This is a genomic window from Gracilimonas sp. (genome assembly GCF_040218225.1).
Taxonomy (GTDB): Bacteria; Bacteroidota; Rhodothermia; order Balneolales; family Balneolaceae; genus Gracilimonas.
Genome location: NZ_JAVJQO010000006.1, coordinates 15,907 through 36,867 on the forward strand (window position 1 = coordinate 15,907; position 20,961 = coordinate 36,867).

General features: G+C 41.4%; 21 protein-coding genes. 4 read left to right on the top strand and 17 right to left on the bottom strand.

What is annotated here, in order from left to right; all coding sequences use genetic code 11:
• Positions 1 to 45: 45 nt before the first annotated feature.
• The 5 genes from RIB15_RS07270 to RIB15_RS07290 all read right to left on the bottom strand — a co-directional run bounded on the left by RIB15_RS07270 (position 46) and on the right by RIB15_RS07290 (position 7,227).
• Positions 46 to 1,305, bottom strand: coding sequence for a pyruvate dehydrogenase complex dihydrolipoamide acetyltransferase (locus RIB15_RS07270; protein ID WP_350201489.1), 1,260 nt, complete (start codon positions 1,303 to 1,305; stop codon positions 46 to 48).
• Positions 1,306 to 1,432: 127 nt separating this feature from the next.
• Complete coding sequence (locus RIB15_RS07275; protein ID WP_350201490.1) at positions 1,433 to 2,416, bottom strand: pyruvate dehydrogenase complex E1 component subunit beta; 984 nt, start codon at positions 2,414 to 2,416, stop codon at positions 1,433 to 1,435.
• A gap of 26 nt (positions 2,417 to 2,442) precedes the next feature.
• Entirely contained in the window at positions 2,443 to 3,543 is a 1,101-nt protein-coding gene (gene pdhA, locus RIB15_RS07280) for a pyruvate dehydrogenase (acetyl-transferring) E1 component subunit alpha (protein ID WP_350201491.1), read from the bottom strand.
• 83 nt (positions 3,544 to 3,626) lie between these two features.
• The gene (gene alaS / locus RIB15_RS07285; RefSeq protein ID WP_350201492.1) at positions 3,627 to 6,296 is read right to left on the bottom strand and encodes an alanine--tRNA ligase; all 2,670 of its coding nucleotides are present in this window, start codon (positions 6,294 to 6,296) and stop codon (positions 3,627 to 3,629) included.
• Between the two features lie 178 nt (positions 6,297 to 6,474).
• On the bottom strand, positions 6,475 to 7,227 hold the full coding sequence (locus RIB15_RS07290; protein WP_350201493.1) for a hypothetical protein: 753 nt from the start codon (positions 7,225 to 7,227) through the stop codon (positions 6,475 to 6,477).
• 138 nt (positions 7,228 to 7,365) lie between these two features.
• On the opposite strand from RIB15_RS07290, the gene RIB15_RS07295 reads away from it, so the two are divergent.
• Complete coding sequence (locus RIB15_RS07295) at positions 7,366 to 7,938, top strand: DUF502 domain-containing protein (RefSeq protein ID WP_350201494.1); 573 nt, start codon at positions 7,366 to 7,368, stop codon at positions 7,936 to 7,938.
• Between the two features lie 64 nt (positions 7,939 to 8,002).
• Here the strand turns inward: RIB15_RS07295 and RIB15_RS07300 are convergent, their stop codons facing one another.
• From RIB15_RS07300 to RIB15_RS07320, 5 genes are all read right to left on the bottom strand, one after another.
• Complete coding sequence (locus RIB15_RS07300) at positions 8,003 to 8,926, bottom strand: ferredoxin reductase domain-containing protein (protein ID WP_350201495.1); 924 nt, start codon at positions 8,924 to 8,926, stop codon at positions 8,003 to 8,005.
• A gap of 103 nt (positions 8,927 to 9,029) precedes the next feature.
• Complete coding sequence (locus RIB15_RS07305; RefSeq protein ID WP_350201496.1) at positions 9,030 to 9,599, bottom strand: outer membrane protein; 570 nt, start codon at positions 9,597 to 9,599, stop codon at positions 9,030 to 9,032.
• A 77-nt stretch (positions 9,600 to 9,676) separates the two neighbouring features.
• The gene (locus RIB15_RS07310) at positions 9,677 to 10,366 is read right to left on the bottom strand and encodes a hypothetical protein (RefSeq protein WP_350201497.1); all 690 of its coding nucleotides are present in this window, start codon (positions 10,364 to 10,366) and stop codon (positions 9,677 to 9,679) included.
• A gap of 67 nt (positions 10,367 to 10,433) precedes the next feature.
• Positions 10,434 to 10,805, bottom strand: a complete 372-nt coding sequence (locus RIB15_RS07315; RefSeq protein WP_350201498.1) for a response regulator — start codon at positions 10,803 to 10,805, stop codon at positions 10,434 to 10,436.
• Positions 10,806 to 10,936: 131 nt separating this feature from the next.
• The gene (locus RIB15_RS07320) at positions 10,937 to 11,743 is read right to left on the bottom strand and encodes a hypothetical protein (protein WP_350201499.1); all 807 of its coding nucleotides are present in this window, start codon (positions 11,741 to 11,743) and stop codon (positions 10,937 to 10,939) included.
• A gap of 162 nt (positions 11,744 to 11,905) precedes the next feature.
• Between RIB15_RS07320 and RIB15_RS07325 the strand changes: the two genes are divergently transcribed.
• Positions 11,906 to 13,018 (top strand): FAD-dependent oxidoreductase, encoded by a 1,113-nt coding sequence (locus RIB15_RS07325; protein WP_350201500.1) that lies wholly within the window; start codon positions 11,906 to 11,908, stop codon positions 13,016 to 13,018.
• On the opposite strand, the gene RIB15_RS07330 is transcribed toward RIB15_RS07325, so the two are convergent.
• The 3 genes from RIB15_RS07330 to RIB15_RS07340 form a co-directional block, all read right to left on the bottom strand.
• Positions 13,011 to 13,394, bottom strand: coding sequence for a MerC domain-containing protein (locus RIB15_RS07330; RefSeq protein ID WP_350201501.1), 384 nt, complete (start codon positions 13,392 to 13,394; stop codon positions 13,011 to 13,013). The two genes, RIB15_RS07325 and RIB15_RS07330, sit on opposite strands and share 8 nt — an antisense overlap.
• Before the next feature lie 25 nt (positions 13,395 to 13,419).
• On the bottom strand, positions 13,420 to 13,794 hold the full coding sequence (locus RIB15_RS07335; RefSeq protein ID WP_350201502.1) for a Fur family transcriptional regulator: 375 nt from the start codon (positions 13,792 to 13,794) through the stop codon (positions 13,420 to 13,422).
• A gap of 192 nt (positions 13,795 to 13,986) precedes the next feature.
• Positions 13,987 to 14,241: a TIGR03643 family protein gene (locus RIB15_RS07340; RefSeq protein WP_350201503.1), complete on the bottom strand. Its 255-nt coding sequence runs from the start codon at positions 14,239 to 14,241 to the stop codon at positions 13,987 to 13,989.
• A 172-nt stretch (positions 14,242 to 14,413) separates the two neighbouring features.
• On the opposite strand from RIB15_RS07340, the gene RIB15_RS07345 reads away from it, so the two are divergent.
• A complete protein-coding gene (locus RIB15_RS07345; RefSeq protein ID WP_350202048.1) occupies positions 14,414 to 15,175 on the top strand; it encodes a creatininase family protein in 762 nt (253 codons plus the stop codon).
• A 2-nt stretch (positions 15,176 to 15,177) separates the two neighbouring features.
• Here the strand turns inward: RIB15_RS07345 and RIB15_RS07350 are convergent, their stop codons facing one another.
• Positions 15,178 to 15,870 carry a Bax inhibitor-1/YccA family protein gene (locus RIB15_RS07350; RefSeq protein ID WP_350201504.1) on the bottom strand — a complete coding sequence of 231 codons (693 nt, stop codon included), beginning with the start codon at positions 15,868 to 15,870 and terminating at the stop codon, positions 15,178 to 15,180.
• 194 nt (positions 15,871 to 16,064) lie between these two features.
• Between RIB15_RS07350 and RIB15_RS07355 the strand changes: the two genes are divergently transcribed.
• Positions 16,065 to 16,271, top strand: a complete 207-nt coding sequence (locus RIB15_RS07355; protein WP_350201505.1) for a YgaP family membrane protein — start codon at positions 16,065 to 16,067, stop codon at positions 16,269 to 16,271.
• 96 nt (positions 16,272 to 16,367) lie between these two features.
• On the opposite strand, the gene RIB15_RS07360 is transcribed toward RIB15_RS07355, so the two are convergent.
• From RIB15_RS07360 to RIB15_RS07370, 3 genes are all read right to left on the bottom strand, one after another.
• Positions 16,368 to 19,082, bottom strand: a complete 2,715-nt coding sequence (locus tag RIB15_RS07360; protein WP_350201506.1) for a DUF5916 domain-containing protein — start codon at positions 19,080 to 19,082, stop codon at positions 16,368 to 16,370.
• Between the two features lie 122 nt (positions 19,083 to 19,204).
• Positions 19,205 to 20,011, bottom strand: coding sequence for a DUF4097 family beta strand repeat-containing protein (locus RIB15_RS07365; RefSeq protein WP_350201507.1), 807 nt, complete (start codon positions 20,009 to 20,011; stop codon positions 19,205 to 19,207).
• 12 nt (positions 20,012 to 20,023) lie between these two features.
• On the bottom strand, positions 20,024 to 20,884 hold the full coding sequence (locus RIB15_RS07370) for a DUF4097 family beta strand repeat-containing protein (protein ID WP_350201508.1): 861 nt from the start codon (positions 20,882 to 20,884) through the stop codon (positions 20,024 to 20,026).
• Between the last annotated feature and the right edge of the window lie 77 nt (positions 20,885 to 20,961).

The window sequence follows — 20,961 nt, forward strand, 5'->3', positions numbered from 1 at the left end:
ACCAAATGATCAGGGCTATTGAATGAATTGGTTACTGGCTTAAATTTAAAGCAGCATGGAAAGCGGATTTTCCAACAGGTTCTTAACCGTGTTCAGGAATTCTGCTGCCTTGGCTCCGTCCACAATTCGGTGATCGCTTGAGAGCGTCACTTTCATTCGTTTGCCGGGAACTACTTCTCCGTTCTCAACAACAGGGACGTCACGAATGGCACCTACCGCTAAAATACAGGCGTTTGGTGGATTAATAATAGCTGTGAATTCTTCAATGCCAAACATTCCCAGATTACTGATGGTGAACGTACTTCCTTCCATCTGTTCCGGCTGAAGTTTACGGTCGCGGGCCAGTCCGGCAAGCTCCCTTGTTTCAGATGAAATCTGGGCAAGTCCCTTCTGATCGGCGTGGTTGATCACCGGAGTCATCAATCCTTCCTCAATGGCCACAGCTACAGCCACATGAACATCCGCGTGCTGCTTGATGGTATCTCCCAGCCAGGAACTGTTAACGTATGGGTGGCGAGTGAGAGCAATTGCACAAGCCTTCACCACAATATCATTAAAACTGATTTTCACATCATTGGCTTCGTTCATGGAAGCTCTGGCCTGAACCGCAGCTTTCATGTCAATGTCAATAGTCTCATAGAAATGCGGATTGCTGAACTTACTCTCCGACAAGCGCCGGGCAATGGTCTTCCGCATCTGGGAAACTTTAATCTCTTTGCTTTCCAGGCTCTTAAACGACTGGGAAGGAGCTGATGCCGCAGCGGGTTGTGCTGCTTCTTTGTAATTCTCGATATCAGCCTTGATAATTCTTCCGCCAGGACCGGAACCATCTACCCGCGATAGATCAATACCTCTGTCATCAGCCATGCTTCGTGCCAATGGAGAAGCTTTAATTCTTCCGTTATCTGAAGGTGATGATGTTGAGGGTTCTGACTTTGGAGATGTCAATCCAGAAGAGCTTTTAGATTTTGCTTCTTCTTTATTTTCAGATTTAGATTCTTTGGCTCCTTCTTTCTGAGCGGAAGCATCACTTCCGGCTCCATCTAAAATATCAGAGATATCTTCGCCTTCCTCACCAAGAACAGCCATTAAACCACCCAGTGGAACAGCATCTCCTTCCCCAACCAAAATCTTGAGAACGGTACCTTCATCAAAGGCTTCCACTTCCATGGTGGCTTTATCAGTTTCTACTTCAGCAATAATATCGCCGGCTTCTACCTTATCTCCTTCGCTTACATTCCACGACGCGATTACCCCTTCTTCCATGGTATCGCTGAGCTTCGGCATTTCAATCTTAATCGCCATAATAATCTATTCTGTTGAGTGAGTTATTAATTTCTGAACTTCTGCTAATTTAACGTGTGTTTGAGTGAAAAGGCAAAACTGAAAGGTGAAAAGTGGTTTATGAGCACTTTTCACCTTTGCCTTTTCCCTAGTTCCTGTATGTAACCTGATTAACTGCGTCAATTACATTTTTGGCACTTGGCAACCATGCATCAAACAGTGGTTTGGAAAATGGTGCATTTACATCAGGTAATGTAACACGCTGAACCGGTGCATCTAAGTAATCAAAAGCTTCGCGTTGAATCAAGAAGCCAATCTCAGCTGCAAATCCTGCAAATGGATGCGCTTCATCTACAACTACACATCGGTTGGTTTTCTTAATTGATTCTATGATCAAAGGCAGGTCAAGTGGCTTTACCGTACGCGGATCAATAATCTCTACTTCCACTCCGTCTTTTTCAAGCTGTGCAGCAGCTTGTTTGGCCACATGATACATTTTCCCGTGTGCAACAACAGTCACATCACTTCCTTCACGCTTGATCTTTCCTTTCCCAATCGGGATAATGTAATCTTCTTCGTCAGATACTTCCCCTTTCATTCCATACATCTGCTCCGATTCCATGAACAACACGGGGTTGTCATCACGGATCGCAGATTTCAATAATCCCTTGGCATCATCCGGCTCTGATGTGTAAATCACTTTCAGTCCCGGGAAGTGAGCATACATCGAATCGTAAGCTACCGAGTGTGTTGCTCCTAACTGACCTGCAGATGCATTTGGTCCACGGAATACAATAGGCATGCTGATTTGTCCGCCGGTCATATATCCTGCTTTGGAAGCATGATTTATGATCTGGTCGGCTGCCAGCACGGCAAAGTTAAACGTCATGAATTCTACAATAGGACGAAGACCGTTCATTGCGGCTCCAACTCCGATCCCGGCAAAGCCAAGTTCAGAAATAGGAGTATCGATTACTCTTTTATAACCGTATTTGTCTAAAAGTCCTTCGGTGGCTTTATAAGCTCCGTTGTATTCGGCAACTTCCTCACCCATAATGAAGACTTTCTCTTCACGGGCCATTTCCTCGTCAATTGCCTCTTTTATCGCTTCTCTAAATTGTAATTCAGCCATTACTTTATGTAGTCAGTTTTTTAAAATTATTTATGGAAATAAGGATCGTCTTCAGCAAACATATCATCATAGAGAGCTGATTCTTCTGGGAAATCCGCATTGTCAGCAAAGTCAACTGCTTCAAGTACTTCATCCTCAACTTTGTCCTCTATTTCCTGAATTTCGCTGTCTTTCAGAATTTTTTCATCTTTCAGATACGTTTTCAATCGCTCGATAGGATCTACTTTTTGATATTCTTCCAGCTCCTCTTTAGTACGGTATTTCTGAGGATCTGACATCGAATGACCGCGGTAACGATACGTGCGGATTTCAAGGAAATACGGTTCTGAGTTCTTGCGCACATCTTCAGCTACTTCTTTCATAGCTTCATACACAGAAAAAACATCCATTCCGTTTACCACTTTTCCTTTCATGCCATAAGCTTTGGCACGGTCCACAATTTCAGTAACCGTATGGCGACGGGCAGCGGTTCCCATCGAGTAACCGTTGTTCTCTACCGCAAAAATAGCCGGCAGTTTCCAGAGGTTAGCGATGTTAAAAGTCTCGTGAAGTGCTCCCTGATCTACAGCACCATCCCCAAAAAACGTGGCCGAAATTCTGCCGTTCTGATTGTATTTGTTAGCAAAAGCAAGTCCGCCCCCAATGGGGATATGGCCACCTACAATTCCGTAACCGCCCCAGAAGTGATTTTCTGTCTTGGCAAAGTGCATGGAACCACCTTTACCTTTGGAGCATCCCGGTGCTTTACCAAATAATTCAGCCATCCCTTCTTTCGGGGTAATTCCTCGGCAAAGTCCCCAGCCGTGATCACGATAAGCTGTAATGATATCGTCGTCATCATTCAGAGCATATACGGTTCCGGTTGAAATGGCTTCCTGACCAATATAAAGGTGAAGAAATCCACCAAATTTACCCTTCTGATACTGCTGCATGGCACGCTCTTCAAAACGTCGCTGAAGATACATCTGCTCATACATTGCCTTGAGATCATCTTCACTCAAGCCAAGGGATTTGTGTTTCTTTTTGGTTGGGGATGGAAGATCCACGCCTTTTTGAACGGCGCCGTCTTTTTCGTCTCCAATACCCCGCGGGGCAAAATTTACTTCGTCTGTTTTCTTCTTAGCCATAATTATGTTTTCAAGTCATTCTTGCATCAAATTCAAAAGGGACGCAAATATATCCAATTTTTATGAAGATTTTGTGATTTGATCTATTGAATTGATTCGGTGATTATTTCATTCACTTTATCGAGGGCTTCACCCAGTTTTTCAGGCTGGCGTCCTCCGGCTGTAGCCAGGTTAGGCTGACCGCCTCCACCTCCGCCAACAAGCCTTCCAAGCTGACCGACAATCGCACCGGCTTTTAATCCCTTTTCCTTAATCAGGTCTTCTGAAAGGGCCACCATCAGGTACACCTTTTTTTCTTCCTCATCTTTGGATCCAAGAACTATCGCCGTGTTTTCCTTTGTTTTTTGAAGGCCATCGTAGCCAAGCTGCTTAAGAACATCCATATCAGCGCCGGCAATTTCACCTTTAACGAGTCTGATACCCGAGGTCAAAGAACTTGCGCTTTGTATCAGCTCATCCAGCTTGGCTCCGGTGTTTTGAAGCTGCATTTGTTCGAGTTCTTTTTCCAGCGATTTTTTCTCCTCTATAAGTTTCATTACATCAGCAACAAGATCCTGGGTTTGCCCGATGGCTCCTTTTACTTGCTGAAGCAATCGTTTTTCATCCCGGAGAAGTTTATCAGCCCTGGTTCCACAAACAGCTTCGATTCTTCGAATACCAGCCGCTACAGAGGTTTCCTGAGTAAATCGAAAGTATCCGATTTCGCCGGTTGCCCCTACATGAGTTCCCCCACAAAGTTCGACAGAATAATCTTCATCGAAAGTAATCACCCGAACGCTCTCACCATATTTCTCACCAAAGAGCATCATCGCACCGCGGTCTTTGGCTTCATCAATAGGTACGTTTCGTTCTTCTTGCAGTGGGATGTTTTCCTGAATTTTCTCATTCACCAACTGCTCAACCTCATCCAGCTGCTCATCGGTCATGGCTTCAAAGTGAGAGAAATCAAACCTCAGATGGTTTTCATCCACCAGCGATCCTTTCTGCGCTACATGATCTCCCAGAATTCCACGAAGTGCAGCATGAACCAAATGGGTTGCAGAATGATGCTTCTGAATTTCAATTCTTCTATCCAAATCGATACTTGCTGTCCAGGTTCCGCTCAGATCTTCCGGAAGCTTATCCACATAATGAATAAACTGCCCGTTCGACTTCTTCACATCCAATACTTTGATGTATTCATCACCATTGGTAATAAGCCCGGTATCAGCAACCTGTCCACCACTTTCGGCATAAAACGGGGTTTTGTTCAACTGCAGGGCAAATCGATCTCCTTCTTTGCGATAAGCGATGATGTTAACTTCTGCTTTAGCATCGTCATACCCTACAAACTCAAACTCATCTGTATCTTCAATTACATTCCAGGATTTTGAATCAGACTGATCAACCGAAAACTTACCGGCAGCACGAGCACGTTCTTTCTGCTCTTTCATGTTTTTGTTGAAGCCTTCCACATCTACTTCAACTCCTTGTTCCCGAGCCATTAGCTCGGTCAGGTCAATCGGAAAACCGTAGGTATCGTGCAGTTTAAAAGCATCCTCACCTGAGAGCTTATCCTTGCCTTCCACCATTTCATTGAACAGTTCAATACCCTGCCCCAATGTCTTTAGGAAGCTCTTTTCTTCGGACCGAATAACGTTTACGATATATTCTTTCTGAGCTGCAATCTCCGGGAATACCTCTTCAAACTGATCCGCAAGTACGTCTACTAACTTGAAGAAAAATGGCTCTTTGAAATCCAGCACATCCCAACCATATCGAATAGCACGGCGCAGAATTCGTCGGATTACATATCCACGACCATCATTTCCGGGAGAAGCCCCATCGGCTATCGAAAAGGTAACCGCACGGATATGATCTGCAATCACCCGCATGGCGATGTCTTTTTCTTCATTCTTGCCGTAAGTCTCACCGGCCATCTCCGCAATCTTGTTAATTACTGGAGTGAATACATCCGTGTCATAATTGGATGTTTTATTCTGAAGGACCGCACAAATACGCTCAAAGCCCATTCCGGTATCAACGTGCTGTGCAGGCAGTTTTTCAAGACTTCCGTCTGGTTTCCGGTTGAACTGAATAAATACCAGGTTCCAGATTTCCATCACCCGCGGGTCATCCATGTTCACCAATTCAGCGCCGGGTTTTTTCTTACGATCTTCATCCGAACGTAAATCAATATGCACTTCAGAGCACGGACCACATGGACCGGTTTCCCCCATCTCCCAAAAATTATCCTTCTTCCCGCATTTCAGGATATGGCCATGATCAATACCTGTCTCGCTCTTCCAAAGTTCAATGGCTTCATCATCAACAGGGAGGCCGTCTTCTTCATCTCCTCCAAAAACGGTAGCATAAAGCCGATCGGGTTCGAGTCCCCATTCATCCACCAACAATTCCCAGGCCCACCCAATAGCCTCTTTTTTGAAGTAGTCGCCAAACGACCAGTTCCCCAGCATCTCGAACAGCGTATGATGATAGGTATCGTGGCCTACTTCTTCCAAATCGTTGTGCTTACCGCTTACGCGAATACATTTCTGAGTATCAGCGGCCCGATTCCAGTTTTTTCCTTCGTGCTTAAGCGTGTCTTCCTCTCCAAGAAAAATGGCTTTAAACTGGTTCATTCCCGCATTGGTAAATAAAAGTGTAGGATCATTTTTAGGAACGACAGGGGCACTATCTACAATAGCATGATCTTTTTCAGCAAAGAAATCAAAGAATTCCTGACGAATCTGAGCAGAAGTCTTGTGAGACATTAATTTTGATGTGTGAGTGTTGGATTTTACAGAGCCTTGAAGATAGGAAAAATCTGGTTTGAACTCATGTGCGGTTTGAGATTCGTTAATCGTCAAACTCAGGTAGGTTTATTACTTTTTAATAGGGGCAGATGATTAGTTGAGATCGAAGTTATTACCAAAGAAGAGACGTGAGTTTTCAAAAAATACTCAAAAGGTATCGTCCTATTTCAAGCCAAAGTCCAGAATTTGAGATATAATATCGTCCTAATACTGAGAGTGTTAAAACAACGGCGCCAAGCAAATAAAGGAAGTGTACTCTTTTCTTGAACATAACATCCAATGCAGCACCGGCTAATAATGGAATAAGCCATATGATAAAAGTAGGAATTTGCGCCAATCCTATACGAGCAATTCCCGGGAATATCAGCATTAGAGAAGCAATCAAAATCAGTCTCTTGTGAATTTCGCTCTTTTTTCTGTAATACAGAGCCGGAATAAAAAATGCGATGAAGACAATTAGGTCGCCCAGCGGATGAATCAGAAAAGAAGCTCCTCGGTCTAAAGTCCATTCTCCACTTTCAATTCTTTCCAATGGCAACATAAAAGCAGCTGCCAAGCCAAAAATGATCATCAGAGTTACATAGAACCCTCCGGCAACTCCCAGTTTTCGGTGAACTTTTGTATTCCCTGAAGCAACGAGTGAAGTTTGAACGAATAAGAGAAGCAACCATCCTATAAAAATAAGGGCATGTGCGTGCATGCTCCAGTGCCTGACAGGAAGTTCGCTAAAGACATGACTAAAATAGGTTGGCCAAAAACCGACAATCACTAAAACCGACATGTAAGCCACAGATGAGATGTAGAAGTAATGAGTGATCTTTCTGTTCCTGAGCTTCAGGTTACGGGAAAGCACTCTTTCCGTCGATTTTTGCACCCCCAATTCTTCCATAGCATTGTTTTGAATCTATGTTTAGATCAGCAAATAGTACTTTTTTCCGCACATAAATAAAAATCGGTTAATTAATCCGGACACACATTTTTGAAGATTTACCGTTAGATTCAGGTAAAGCTAAATCATCTGCCGATTATGAAAACGATTCTGAATTACTTTTTTCGTGGAATGCTGGTCATTTTACCCGTCAGCGCTACCGTCTATTTAGTTTATGTGACCCTGGTCTGGATCAACAACCTCTTTAACAATCTATTCTATAGCTGGTTTGACCTTGAGGTTCCGGGATTAGGGATTGTTACCGGCTTTATTGCCATAACCCTAATTGGGTTTGTCCTAACCCAGACTTTTGTGAAGCCCATCCTACACCTCTTTGAAAAACTACTCACAAAAACTCCTTTCGTAAATATTGTATATAACTCTCTGAAAGATCTTACAGAAGCTTTTGTGGGAGATAAAAAGAAATTCACCCAGCCGGTGAGTGTAGAGTTCAGTGAACCTGTTGGCATGAAACGATTTGGGTTCATTACCGAAGAATCACTGTCTCACTTTGGCCTGGAAGATGAGGTTGCCGTGTACTGCCCTCATTCCTATAACTTTTCCGGCAACTTATATATCGTTCCCAAAGATAAAGTTACACCTATCAAAACCGACCCGACAAATTTTATGCGTTTTATCGTATCAGGCGGGGTGACCAAAATTCATTCTTAAACTTGCGGCTCATGTCAGATTCTGAATCAATTTCAGAATGACTACGAATGAAAGCACAGAAGTATTAATAAACCTCTTCAAAGGTGCGGTCACTCGGCTTTACATTACGCTTCATATCTTCCCAGTCCCAATCGGCTGGGTCCATTTCGGCGTAGTCATCTTTAATCACCAGGTATTCGTTAAGGCCTTTCTTGGCGAGCGTTTTATAAATTCCTGCTTCCATACCTTTGATACCACAGATATAAATCAGTGTATTTTCCTGGCTTAGAATTGGATCCAGAATTTCTGACTCATCTTCGATGGCAGTTTGAACGTAATACTTCGAGCCATCTGGCCGGCGATCTTCCCGGGATATCTTGGCGATATAATGAAAATTATCATTGTTCTTTTCTGCTTCCATGAGGTAATCGGGATAAATCAAATCGGTTCGGTACGCTGCACCAAAAACCAGTGCAATTTGACTCTCCATTCCTGCTTCCAGCATTTCCATAATCATTCCCCTGAAAGGAGCGATTCCAGTACCGGTGGCAAAAAAGACATAATTAAACTTTTCGGGATTCTCGGGTAACAAGAACCTTTTTCCAGAAGGACCGGTTGCCTTTACTTTATCACCGGGTTTTAAGTCAGCCAGGTAATTAGAACAAATACCAGTGTATAATTTACCATCCAACTCTTCAATCGTTCGTTTCACAGTAGTTGATATCAGGTTGGACTTACCACCTTCTCCTTTAGTAGGTGATGAGACTGAATATAATCTAAGCTTATAGGGTCGCCCTTTTTCATTTTCGCCGGGAGGCAAGATCCCTATTGACTGACCGATACGAACACGTCCTTCCAATTTGGTTCCGGATACATCAAAAGTAACATGCCTTACAAAGTTAGGGCTACTTTCCTTTGTACATACATAATTTTCAACTACGGTAATTTCAGTTGGATCTTTGGGTGAGTAAATATTTAATTCAACTTCAGGTAGTACAATTTCCGGCATATTTCTGAATTTGAGTGAGAGTGAGTGATGTTTATTGAGTGATTAAAACAAAAAAAATCCCGCACTGGTTAAGCACGGGATTCTTAAAATAGGATAGTTTTTGTTAGAAATAAAATGTGAGTCCGGCTGAAATTACATTGCCGCTAAATTCCTTATCTGACAGATCATCACTTCCATCTAAAAATAAATAGCGATAGTCTATATTTAAGGCAGCAGATTCCGAAAGGGCCACATCAGCACCAAAACCTAAGTGATAACCAATATTCACCTCAGCATCATCTCCTGGATTTGTAAAGCCACCATCATAGTCATAAAAGGTATAATAGGCACCCAATCCAGCTAAACCATAAGGGGCAAGGTTTTCAGCCAACGGAGCAAAAACCAATAAAGACCCTGTAACAGGAACTTGTCGAACGGTTAGCTCACTTCCACCCGTTGTTGTATAGCTTTGCTCTCCTCTGTATTCCAGCGAAAATTCAGCTCCAACATATTTACCTTTTGTCCGGGATTGGAGACCAATAAACATGGTTCCATCTTCGGCGTCAGGGGCTTTATAGAAACCAATTTTTGGACCTATTCCGGAAGAATTCTCAATCAGGTATTCCTGCGCTGTTGCCTGCGTCAGTAGTGTTGAAATTATTATTAAAGAAAAAAGTGATAGTAATCTTTTCATTGCAAATTGTTTAGTTATTTCTATTCACTATTTGTAAAGATATTTAAGAAGAAAATGTTCCGAAGAAACTCTCTTAGCTATTGATTACTAATACGATAGCGGATCAGATCGTCTACCGAGGGACGTGCTCCACGTTCTTCCGTGAGGTTTTCAGCCAGGGTATGAGTTACCCCGATATTTCTCATTCTGATTAGGTTATCTTTGGTCAGTTCTTCCATTGTATAACCTAAATCCATCATATTGCTGGTGAAGAATGCCGTTACATCGGCCCGACGCAGGTCGATTAAATCCTGTATGGTCAGGTCGTATCCGAGTTCACTCATCATTCGGGTAAAAGTCGAACTCACATCCGAGTTTTGAAGTTCAACGAGCTGTTCCAAAGTTACATCAGGATAGCCTGCATCCCGTATTTGTGACGTATATGTAGCCGTTACACCTTCTGCTCTCAAAGCGATAAGCTCTTCATGAGTAAGGACTCCATAGCCCATTTCTTCCATCCATTCCCCCATGCTATTTAATAAGTCTTCATTGGGCTGATTAAATTCCTGTACAATATTATCCAGCGGGTTTAGGTCAATACCAGAAGAATTAAATTGTGAGCCGGCATAAAAGGTAAGCGTGGCAATGAAAGCGAAAAGCAGTATATAATTGGCAATTTTTGAACTTGACTTACTTCCTGAAACTGAAGAACCCTCATCAATATCAAATTGCCCGTCTTGTTCCAGATCCTCTAAATCGTTGCGTAGATTTTTGAATTTTGTACTCATAGTATTTGCCCATAATTATTTCGGACTAACCTACGATAAAATCACTGAAAAGATGCACAAAAAGTTATCAGGGAACCAACTCTAATGAGCGGGTCAATTCTCCAATCGTGAAAGGCTTTGAGATTAAATCCACACATTCTGTGGCTTTGGCTCGTTCGTAATTTACCTTATCAGAATTTCCGGTGAGATAAATTACTTCTGTCTTGATGTGTTCTTTAATCTGAGTCACAGCTTCGATCCCATCCATCTCTCCCTTAAGCCGGATATCCATTAACACAATATCTGGCTGATGCTCTTTAGCTAACTCAATAGCTTCATCTCCTGAGGCGGCTTTACCCACTAACGTATGGCCAAGCTTCTTGATCATATTTTCAACGACAAGTGATATAATCATGTCGTCTTCTACAATAAGTATTTTCTTATTTGCCGATTCTGTCAATGTTACGTCCTTTATGCTTTATGTAAAATCATCGCTCACAAAACAAGAGTAATGATCCTAACGTATGTTACTAATCTTAATATTCTGGTGTTGTAAAGAAATTTAATATTCTTTTTCACCTGTTTCCTGAGCTAACGAGCTCTCATATCTACCAGGAAACCTTCCTCTATATCCACATAAGCCATCCAGCCTTCAAAGCCTGAACTTTGGTTATATGAAATTGGGATGGCCCAGCAAGTACGAATCTCCAACTTTTGTTCGCTCTCATTTTCTATTGGCAAGTATACCCTCTCCGGCTTCCCGCCAATATCTTCATTTTGTATCGTATAAATCGTTTCCTCTCCGGTATAAGGTCGCATATCGATCTCCCAACCTATCATACCAGATTGTACTTCTTCGTAACCGAAGTTTACAAAATCGGGGACTTCAAAATCCTGGTACCAATTCCCCCATATTCTGCTCACTCCCTCCGCATCTATAACAACGGTGATATCGGTTCCAACTACTTTATTCGAATCTTTCTCTTGCTCTGCAAAAGTAATTTTCAACTCTATCGGTACATTGTTAAGACCCGGTCCTTCACAGATTGTACATCCTCTTATCGGCAGTATTTCTGTAATAATAAGTTTTGATGAATCATTTACCCCGGTATAGATACTATTCTTAACCAAAGCTGATTTAGTCGCAGTTATGAGTGTATCTGTTTCCTCAATTTCTGTTCTCACAACCTCACGATCAGCACATGGGCTTTCTCCATTCACAAAAAAGATTTCGCTGTATCCGGTAAAGCCATATTTATTGAGAGTAGAACAAATATGTCCGTTATTTGCTGCCTGATATTCCTGGTTCATCTTATCAAGTTCTGAAAACTCAATAGCCGGGAAAGTGGAAGGATAATCAGAGGCTTCTCCATCTACGGTGAGCAAATTGCAGGACATTATGCTCAAAAAAAGAACAATAGTTAAAATAAATGGTATTATTTTTTGCACGTAAAAAGCCTGTCTGTTGATAAGTAAAATTACCAAAATTAGTCACTTGAAACAACACGCATAGACCTTTGAACATTAATTTATTCCAACTTTTAAGCCTGTTTTTTTGATATGAAGAGAGACAAAAATGTTTGCATCATCGGTTGTGGTATAAGCGGATTAAGTGTTGCGCATCTTTTGCAACAGCATAATTGGGATGTCACCATCTTTACAGAAAAAGATCCAAGAACAGCAAAACCTGATCCAACTTTTAGCAGCCTCTTCCCGGCAGCATCTGTAATTCCACGTTCTGTATACTCAGAAAATGTGTACTCTATTTTTACAAAGAGTCAGGCCTATTTTGAAACACTCTACAAGAACAAATTCCCCGGATTAAAGCTTCACGAGCATTTCGAACTTTTTACTATGGCTCAGAGCTTACCTGACTATACCCACCTGATGAAAGGTTTTACTCCCCTGACAAACTTCAAAAACTCTTTTCATCCAAAACATCCTGAACATGAAGTGAAAGATGGATGGAAGTTTTCCTGCTATTTTGCTGATTGGTCGCTCTATTATCCCTCTTTAATGGAGACTGTACTAAAAAATGGAGTAGCACTCGAAATCAAATCGATTCAAAAAGAAGAATTGAAAAATCTGCCTTATGACATAATCATCAATTGCTCGGAGCTGGGATCCATTCGGCTTTTTGATGACCCTAATGATCTTATTTATAGAGGACATATTCTGCAGATTAATGATATTCCCCGCTTATTGAATTCTGAAGGGAATGTTGTTTCGTATAATTTTTCTCCCGGAGCCGATGTTTATAAAACCGAATCCGGAAACTCACAAGACATCTATTGCTACCCCAGAAAGGATGGATTGATTCTGGGGGGAAGTCGACAAATTGGCAAACTGGATGACCAGGAAAATTGGATTGGAGAAGAAACTGTCCAGCCAATCATGAACATAAATGGAATAGAGATTCCAGCTCAAATTTATAATCTGCACAAAAGTATTATTCAGGAAACATTTGGCGTTGACATCAGCGAGTTTAAAAACCGGAAAGTAAAAATTGGATACCGATACGTTCGGAAGAAGGAGAATGGGTTAAGGCTGGAGACTGAAGAACTACACGACAAACTCTTCATTCATAATTATGGACACGGTGGTGCCGGCGTAACTTTAAGCTGGGGATGTGCACTTGAGGTTTTGCAGCTACTGGAAGAAAATATTAGCTAATATTTTTTGATCTATAATTAAGCCAGTGTCCCCTGATTAATAAGCCACTTCCAATCAACGTCACCCCCGCTTCGCCATACTCTCCAAGCTGATGATTAAAAAACCAGGCCACAAAAATAATGGCAAGCCCAACGAATAAATAGCCTGAGATAGATTTGAGATTCTTTCTTTTTTTGATGGATAAAACAACCGCAGGAGCAATGGCTAGAATGAATACCAGGTGTGTGTATTCGTGAAAATCATCCAGTGCCGGCCATAGCGGTATCAGAGAAACAAAAACAGGTACCAACAGGCAATGTATTGCACATAAACCGGAAAGCCCGATTCCCAGCCGATCCCAAAATCCTTTGGATGATTCAGTATTTCTATTTTGCATATTTATTTCTGTCCAGCTTTAGGTACTAGGCACAATCGGCACAAATACCGGATATCATCCCGTTGAAGTTCTTTGCGATATAGTTTTCGGGTAATTTGATGTCAATTTCCCTTGTCAAACACTCGACCTTTCCGCACTTATTGCACCGAAAGTGAAAATGATCATGATTATGATCGTGCTTTTCACAGTCTTCACAGAGAGCGAAATATTGTTTCCCATTTTCTCCAACCACCCGGTGTACCAACCCATCTTCACTAAACCGGTTCAATACCCGATATATGGTAGCCCGGTCAACTTCAATATCAAGGGCATCTTCTATCATTTGGTGGCTCATAGCTGATTCTGCAGCTTTAAGCACAGATAGAATTTCGGTGGTCGATTGTGTTTTTCGTCTTGGCATAATTATTTATTGCGACTGTGTTGCAATAATAAAAATAATTTCTTCCTGCCGCAATCTTTTTCTTCAGATACATTCGCTATCCGGACAAATATTGAGCAGAAAAAACCTGCCTTTACCATGGTCTTTACTCTCTTTTTTTGCTGATGCAGTCCTGATTAGCTTAAAACTACATAACATCATATACCCCCAATGTTAGTACTGATTAGGGCTCACAAACCTTTTGACCTCTTCTTTCCTTTTCTTACGATGTTTGGTATCTCTGCCTGAAACCCTCTTTCTCCACATTTTAAAGCTGGAACGTTTCATTTCGGAGCGCATCAGTTCGATGGTTTCATCTTCTGTCAGACCAAATTGAAATTCAATGGCATCAAAAGGAGTCCGGTCTTCCCAGGCCATTTCGATGATTCTGCTTTTGTCGGATTTAGATAAGCTGCTAAAATTGCTCATAGTCTGTCTTTTCTTTGCAATACAATTAATACAGCGGTTTCAATCCTGATGAAAATAACGTAGTTCATCCATAAAGTTTGATATGGGGTTATCATTATCAGTTCCGATTTTATACTTTTGCGTTGGAAGTTTCGAAATCATAAACGGAAATATTTTTTAATCATATCGGATGATAAGACCATACATTTTAGCTGAAAACAATTGGAAAGACCTTAAGAATGCTGACTTTGAACTGGCTGTTCTACCCTGGGGTGCTACTGAAGCTCATAATTATCATTTACCCTATTCTACCGATGTCATTGAAGCTGACCATATAGCAGCGGAATCGGCGAGGCTGGCCTGGGACGAAGGTGCCAAAGTCATTGTTCTTCCAACGATCCCTTTTGGTGTAAATACCGGGCAACCTGATATCTATCTTGATATAAACCTGAACCCGAGTACTCAGTACGCAATTCTCAAAGATGTGATAACTGTTTTAAACCGGCAGGGCATCCATAAGCTTGTGATTTTCAATAGCCATGGTGGTAATAATTTCAAACCTCTCGTCAGAGAATTAGGGCTTGAATTCCCCGACATGTTTCTTTGTGTAACCGATTGGTTCAAGTCGCTCGACAAGAAATTATTCTTTGATGAAGATGGAGACCATGCAGACGAACTTGAAACCAGTCTGATACTTCACCTCAAACCGGAGCTGGTGTTACCGCTGGATGAAGCAGGCCCAGGAGATGAAAGAAAGAGTAAAATAAAAGCACTTACGGAAGATTGGGCATGGGCAGAACGCCCATGGTCTCAGGTAACTGACGACACAGGAATTGGGAATCCGAAAAAAGCATCTGCAGAAAAAGGGCAAAAGTACTTCAAGGCTGTAACCAAAAAATTTGCCCGGTTTTTTATTGAATTATCTCAGGCTAACAAAGATAATTTGTATGAATGACGTTACCTGCGATTTCCAAAAATCCGAAGCAAGAAGATAAACATGTTGATGAAGTCGAGGTAAAGAGCAAGTGCACCCATAATAGCCCCTTTACTCCCCTCTTCTGAATCAACATCTACTTCCAGGCTCATTTTTTTCATCTTCTGCGTATCGTACGCTGTCAATCCGACAAACACTATTACACCAATGTAGGTGATGCCCCAATACAGCATTTCACTATGGACAAAAATATTCACAATGGTAGCTATGATAATACCAATCAGCCCCATAAATGCAATATTTCCAATGCTGGAAAGATCTTTTTTAGTGAAATATCCATAGGCACTGGTCACTCCAAAGGTACCTGCTGTAATAAAAAAGGTGGAAGCAATAGAAGCTGATGTATAAACCAGAAACAAAATGGAGAAGGTTAAACCATTTAAAGCGGAGTAGAGCAGAAACAGCCCAATGGCCATACTGGCGTTCATGCTGTTGATTCGGCCCGACAGCCAAACTACTAAACCCAACTCAGCCAGAATCACTCCAAAAAATAAAATCTGGTTTTGGGCAATAGTTTCCACAAAACCGGAATCAACCACCCGCAATGCTACAAATCCGGTTATGGCAAGTGCCAGAGCCATCCAGCCGTATACTTTATTAATAAAACTGGCCTGAATTGATTTTACCTGTTCTGCTGTAAGATGCTGTGTATTCATTTCTGTTTTTAATAAATATTTAGTTCAGTTACTATTCACCTGTAGTTACAAGTTCACAAAACCTTCAAAATTAAGTTTTATTGTGAGAGTGAAAATACTAAAACTTCTAGCCGTTTGTGTACTCTGTATACTAATTATTACAGCTTTGGTATTTCTAATTGAATGGATTATCTAACTAAATAAATGAGGTTATTATGAAAAAAAATATGGGTTCTGCTGATAAAATTATACGGTTTATTTTAGCTATCATTTTTGTAGCTCTTTATTTTACAGGAACCGTAACTGGAACACTTGGCATTGTTTTGTTGGTACTTGCAGGTGTTTTTGTACTAACCAGCCTTGTTAGCTTCTGTCCCCTTTATGCTCCTTTTGGACTGACCTGCAAGACATCGGTGGAATAAAAAAGCCCCACACTTGTGCTGTGGAGCATTGTTGTAGTTGCGATAGTAAGGGCGTGTTAGCGCCCTTACTATTGATGAACGTTATATCAGGTTATATCAAGTGCCGAACCAATAGCTTAGTTTAACAAGGAATACATTGGTTGGTTTAGAACTGAACAGGCCATCCAGATCTCTTCCCAGGTCAAAGTTACCCATACCTACAAAATCATCCCGCTGCTGCTGCCACACAAGAAACAGGGTTGACCCCGGCGTGTATTCCCATCGAAATACAGCATTACCTTGCACCGATCTGAAATTAAAGTCAGGGTCTTGAAAACTAAAGGCAGGTGAACTACCGTTGCCATCCGGATCAATGGAGTAATCGTCATCAACTTTGGTTATGGTTCCTTTGTCTTCACCATATCTGTCAAAATTATATGTGCGAGGCTCCGCAAATTCCTTAAAGTGTGAATACTCTCCGCTGGATATAAACGGGCGGACATAAGTTTGAAGGCTTATCGTTGGTGAGAATGTCCAGTTAAGACGAATACTGGTTACAAAAGTACGCTGTTTGATATCAGCAAAAACATAGCGGCTTCCATAAGTTTCTGTTGCATTCACATCTTCGACCCGTGTTACGTATTGGTCTGTATCTCTTTGGTAAATAAATTCTGGTGAAATGGATACCTGAATAAATGTTGTAGGCAGAAAAGTGACTCCCATCCAAATATCATTATCAAATTCACCTGAAACATCCTGCCGCTGGTAAGTACCAAAGTTGAATGAGATGTCTTTGTTCTGATTGGTATTAATATTCATGTTAAAATTCCAATCCTTGGGACGTTCCATCAAGGGTCCTCCCCGGGTTGTTCGATCCATAAATTGATTACCTGCTAAATTAGCATTGTAATTGAAGGTCCAAAGGTTATCAAACCGAACGAATCCACCTGTTCCATACCAATTATTGATCAGGTCTCCGTCATAATTCCACGCATTTCCTTTGAATAACCAGGTTTCAAGATACTGTACCAGTTTAGGATCCGTTTCCCGATAGATAACACCTCCATTTAGAGAACGATAGTCAGCACGGTTCTGAAAACCGATATCATTCGTCTCATATCCCGGAGTTACATCAGAATAAGTAAGTGAAGTGAGCCAGTTGTCGTCTCCCCCTCTTTTTTGAATGCTTATCTCCGTTGCAAAGCCGGATAGACTTGTTTTATTTGGATCTACTGAGAGTTCGTCCGAATCTACCCGGTCATAATGCCTGACTGGTGAAGTCTGGGCTCGTCGAATGGCTTCTTTTGAACCGTTTATAACGCTGTAAGAGAAAGCACCACTGGTGATCCAGTTTCGATTGCCAAAGTTGTGTTCAAAATCAACACCGCCCAGGTAAGCAGATGAACGGAGAAAATCTTCAAAGTAAGTGCCATCAATGCTCCGGTTTACCGCACTTGCAAATCCGCCAAAATAAGTATTGCCTGAATTTAGATCTTTTTTGGTTCTGCCAACCATATAGTTCGTAGCTGGTTCAACAGCAAAAGAGCTTTCATTTCCTGAAGGATTTGTGAATTGAGCTGATTCCTCTAACGTATAAGCATCCAGGAAACCTATAGACCATCCATTCTGGGTTTTACCACTTACCTTGGCCGCAGCTGCAATTGTTGTGAAATCTGGCCTGTCTACATATTCGGCGTTTACGCCAGCCCTGTTGGCATTACCCTGTGGTGCCCGGCCAATCCTTCTGGAATAAAACGTCACAGGGTTTCCAAACCGACTAAATGTTTTAGTATTCCCAAATTGAAATATATCATTTCCTTCCAGGAAGAACGGACGTCGCTCGGAAAAGAAATTCTCATTCGCCGTAAGATTTATGACGGCCGGATCAGCTTCAACCTGTCCAAAATCCGGGTTAATTGTAGCAGTTAATGTTAAGTCAGTTGTGAGCCCATATTTGATATCTCCTCCGACTCCACCGCCTAATTCATTTCTGCTGAAATATGGATTATTAGTATTTGAAGATGGAACCCGTGTTAAATCAGCAGACAGGTAAGGAATAATCTCCAGTCTACGCGGTTCTTTCAGGTTTTGAATTCCATTAAGCCGGCCAAACTTGGAGACGATACCTGTTTCATTCTGAGATGTGGGCGACCAGAAAGATATCTCTCCGTTTCGTGCTATCCTTCGCTGAAAATTAACCCCCCACGATTGCTCTTCATTATTAGAGCTGAAGCGCAACTGTGAAAGGGGAATTTTCATCTCTGCTGACCAGCCATTATTTAAAATCTTTGTTTCTGCCTGCCACACAGCATCCCAAAGCTGATCTTCATCGGTATCATCATAAAGCAGGATATCTTTTTGTACACCCCGAGGATTTATACCGAAAGTAAAAGCCGTACGCTTGTCGTTGTAGCTATCAAAAAGTACATATACCCAGTCGCTGGCTTCATCACCATCGCGCCGGAAAAGCGGTGCTTTTATAGAATCCGGTGCTGAATCGTAGGCCATAATTCCTACATACAAATAGTCATCGGTATATATTAATTGAATCTCTGTTTTCTCTGAGGCAGCGCTGCCATCATCAGGTGCCCGCTGCGTAAACTGAGTAGCAATGGGAACATTTCTCCAAATGGATTCGCTCAAAAGTCCGTCTAAAACAATTTCATTTTCACCATCAATTCTGACAGCGTGCATGGCTGGGTTTTCAGCCGTTCCTCTTCTTACATCATCTGTTTTTATGGCTACAGTATCACCTTTCTTTTGATAGGAAGTCTGTGCAAATACGTTCGCACAAAGACATACCAATACCACAGTAGTATATATGCTTTTCATAGGTTATAGATTTTAAAGAAAGGAGTCCTATCCCTGCAAGCCTCTTAGCTTAAATGACTTACAGCTCCTGGTTTTGATTTGTACTTTAGACGAGTTGAATCTAAAAAGGTTGCTGAAAAAAATTACTTTTTACGAATTGAAATATCTCCGTGCAAGGTTTTGAAAAGAAATTCAGGCCCTCCACCATTCACTTTTCCAAAAATCCATTTATTTACGGCTACACGATATTCTCCGTCTTTGGTATTCACTTCAGGTTTAGAAGCAGAGCGGTCTATCTCCATATCGAAGTTAGTGTATACATCACCCCACTCTGTTTTCATTTTTGCAGTGAATTTGGCGCTTGCCGGAAAAGAAACTTCGATATCTCCATTCACTCCGGTGAAAGACATCGGTGAATTTGCTGTTATCTCTTTGAAATCGATCTCCATATCTCCATTCACGCTATTGACAAGAACAGTTCCTGAAATATCTGATAATTCGATATCCCCATTTACCGCACTTATTTCCAATTCGCCTCGTAAACCAACAACTTTCACATCTCCTTGTACCGTATTCAGCTTAAGCGAAAAATTACGGGGCACATAAATAATCATTTCAAAATCATCATTCGGCATTGGACCAGTATTGACGCGCACTTCATTATTATCTTCTGTCACTTCAATACCTATTCCTCCACCTGAAATTCGGCGCATTCCGTTTCTCATAGCATCACGATCATCGTCACTATCTTCGCCGTCATAATTCACAATAACGTTATTCTTATCATGACCTCTGATTTCAACTTCATCAGAAAAGTTAGCAGCCACAATCAATCTGCCAGGTTCGCCAGGGTTTGAAAGTGGAATTTCAAGATTATTCTGAGCCAGGGCCGGGATGGAAATAAGGCCAGCTACTACTACAAAAAGCGCATGTTTTATTGATCTACACATAATTATTTTTCTTTATGATTTTCTTTGTTTGATATAAGCGTTTCCATTCAAAAGCTGGAACCGCAGTTCGGGGCCGCCTTCGCCAATTTGAATTGGAGCAGCTTGCTCAATACTGTATCGGGTTGTCCCATCCTGGCTTTTATTTACCCGCTTAGGCAAATATTCAATATTGTTGAAGTCGGTATATAGTTCACCGTGTAAACTTTTAAAGGTTACAACAGCAGATAAATTTTTAGGGGCATAAACTTCAATGGTCCCATTTACCGTATGAAATTCCGAATCTCTTTCAGGCGTTTTCGCAAATTCTACCCGGATATTTCCATTCACTGTATGTGCATCCACTTTTCCGGATACTTCATTCACAAATACGCTGCCATTTACATTATTAGCTTCCACACCGTTACTCATTCCTTCAACTACAACTTCTCCGCCATTGATAGTTGAAATCTCTGACATCAGATAGTGGGGAATTTTGAGCTGAAGGTTGAATTCAAAATTCAGACGATCATCATCTCCATATTTATTCTTATGTCGTCTTTTGTAATTGTAATAAAGGTCATCTCCATTAATTTTTACTTCTACACCAGGCTGCCGAACAAATATGAAAATACTATTATCTCCATTCAGCCGATCCAGATAAATTTCGTCCGGGTTAAAATCTCCGATCAATCTTGGCTTGGTCGTTATAACTTTAGTTCCTGTGATGATGATTTCATCTCCTTCATATCCTTCCGCATTCAGATCGCCATTTATATTTTTTATGTGAAAAAACGTCTCGGCATTGAACTCAGAAGCGGGAATTCTTATCTCAATACTTTCCTGTGTTCGCTGGGATGTGACAGAAGTTTGGGCAGCGGATTGTAGTGCTAACAAACAGTTGAGAAGTGCTCCTAAAATCAAAAATATCGATAATAGAGATTGCTTCGTCGTAAATATTCCTTGGCTAATAC

What these genes read in the sequence shown, in the direction of transcription:
- RIB15_RS07350 (WP_350201504.1), bottom strand. Translation starts at nt 15,870, where the DNA reads ATGAATACACAGCATCTTACAGCAGAACAGGTAAAATCAATTCAGGCC.
- RIB15_RS07300 (WP_350201495.1), bottom strand. Translation starts at nt 8,926, where the DNA reads ATGCCGGAAATTGTACTACCTGAAGTTGAATTAAATATTTACTCACCC.
- RIB15_RS07365 (WP_350201507.1), bottom strand. Translation starts at nt 20,011, where the DNA reads ATGTGTAGATCAATAAAACATGCGCTTTTTGTAGTAGTAGCTGGCCTT.
- RIB15_RS07295 (WP_350201494.1), top strand. Translation starts at nt 7,366, where the DNA reads ATGAAAACGATTCTGAATTACTTTTTTCGTGGAATGCTGGTCATTTTA.
- pdhA (WP_350201491.1), bottom strand. Translation starts at nt 3,543, where the DNA reads ATGGCTAAGAAGAAAACAGACGAAGTAAATTTTGCCCCGCGGGGTATT.
- RIB15_RS07335 (WP_350201502.1), bottom strand. Translation starts at nt 13,794, where the DNA reads ATGCCAAGACGAAAAACACAATCGACCACCGAAATTCTATCTGTGCTT.
- alaS (WP_350201492.1), bottom strand. Translation starts at nt 6,296, where the DNA reads ATGTCTCACAAGACTTCTGCTCAGATTCGTCAGGAATTCTTTGATTTC.
- RIB15_RS07320 (WP_350201499.1), bottom strand. Translation starts at nt 11,743, where the DNA reads ATGTCCTGCAATTTGCTCACCGTAGATGGAGAAGCCTCTGATTATCCT.
- RIB15_RS07305 (WP_350201496.1), bottom strand. Translation starts at nt 9,599, where the DNA reads ATGAAAAGATTACTATCACTTTTTTCTTTAATAATAATTTCAACACTA.
- RIB15_RS07325 (WP_350201500.1), top strand. Translation starts at nt 11,906, where the DNA reads ATGAAGAGAGACAAAAATGTTTGCATCATCGGTTGTGGTATAAGCGGA.
- RIB15_RS07340 (WP_350201503.1), bottom strand. Translation starts at nt 14,241, where the DNA reads ATGAGCAATTTTAGCAGCTTATCTAAATCCGACAAAAGCAGAATCATC.
- RIB15_RS07360 (WP_350201506.1), bottom strand. Translation starts at nt 19,082, where the DNA reads ATGAAAAGCATATATACTACTGTGGTATTGGTATGTCTTTGTGCGAAC.
- RIB15_RS07310 (WP_350201497.1), bottom strand. Translation starts at nt 10,366, where the DNA reads ATGAGTACAAAATTCAAAAATCTACGCAACGATTTAGAGGATCTGGAA.
- RIB15_RS07330 (WP_350201501.1), bottom strand. Translation starts at nt 13,394, where the DNA reads ATGCAAAATAGAAATACTGAATCATCCAAAGGATTTTGGGATCGGCTG.
- RIB15_RS07290 (WP_350201493.1), bottom strand. Translation starts at nt 7,227, where the DNA reads ATGGAAGAATTGGGGGTGCAAAAATCGACGGAAAGAGTGCTTTCCCGT.
- RIB15_RS07355 (WP_350201505.1), top strand. Translation starts at nt 16,065, where the DNA reads ATGAAAAAAAATATGGGTTCTGCTGATAAAATTATACGGTTTATTTTA.
- RIB15_RS07270 (WP_350201489.1), bottom strand. Translation starts at nt 1,305, where the DNA reads ATGGCGATTAAGATTGAAATGCCGAAGCTCAGCGATACCATGGAAGAA.
- RIB15_RS07275 (WP_350201490.1), bottom strand. Translation starts at nt 2,416, where the DNA reads ATGGCTGAATTACAATTTAGAGAAGCGATAAAAGAGGCAATTGACGAG.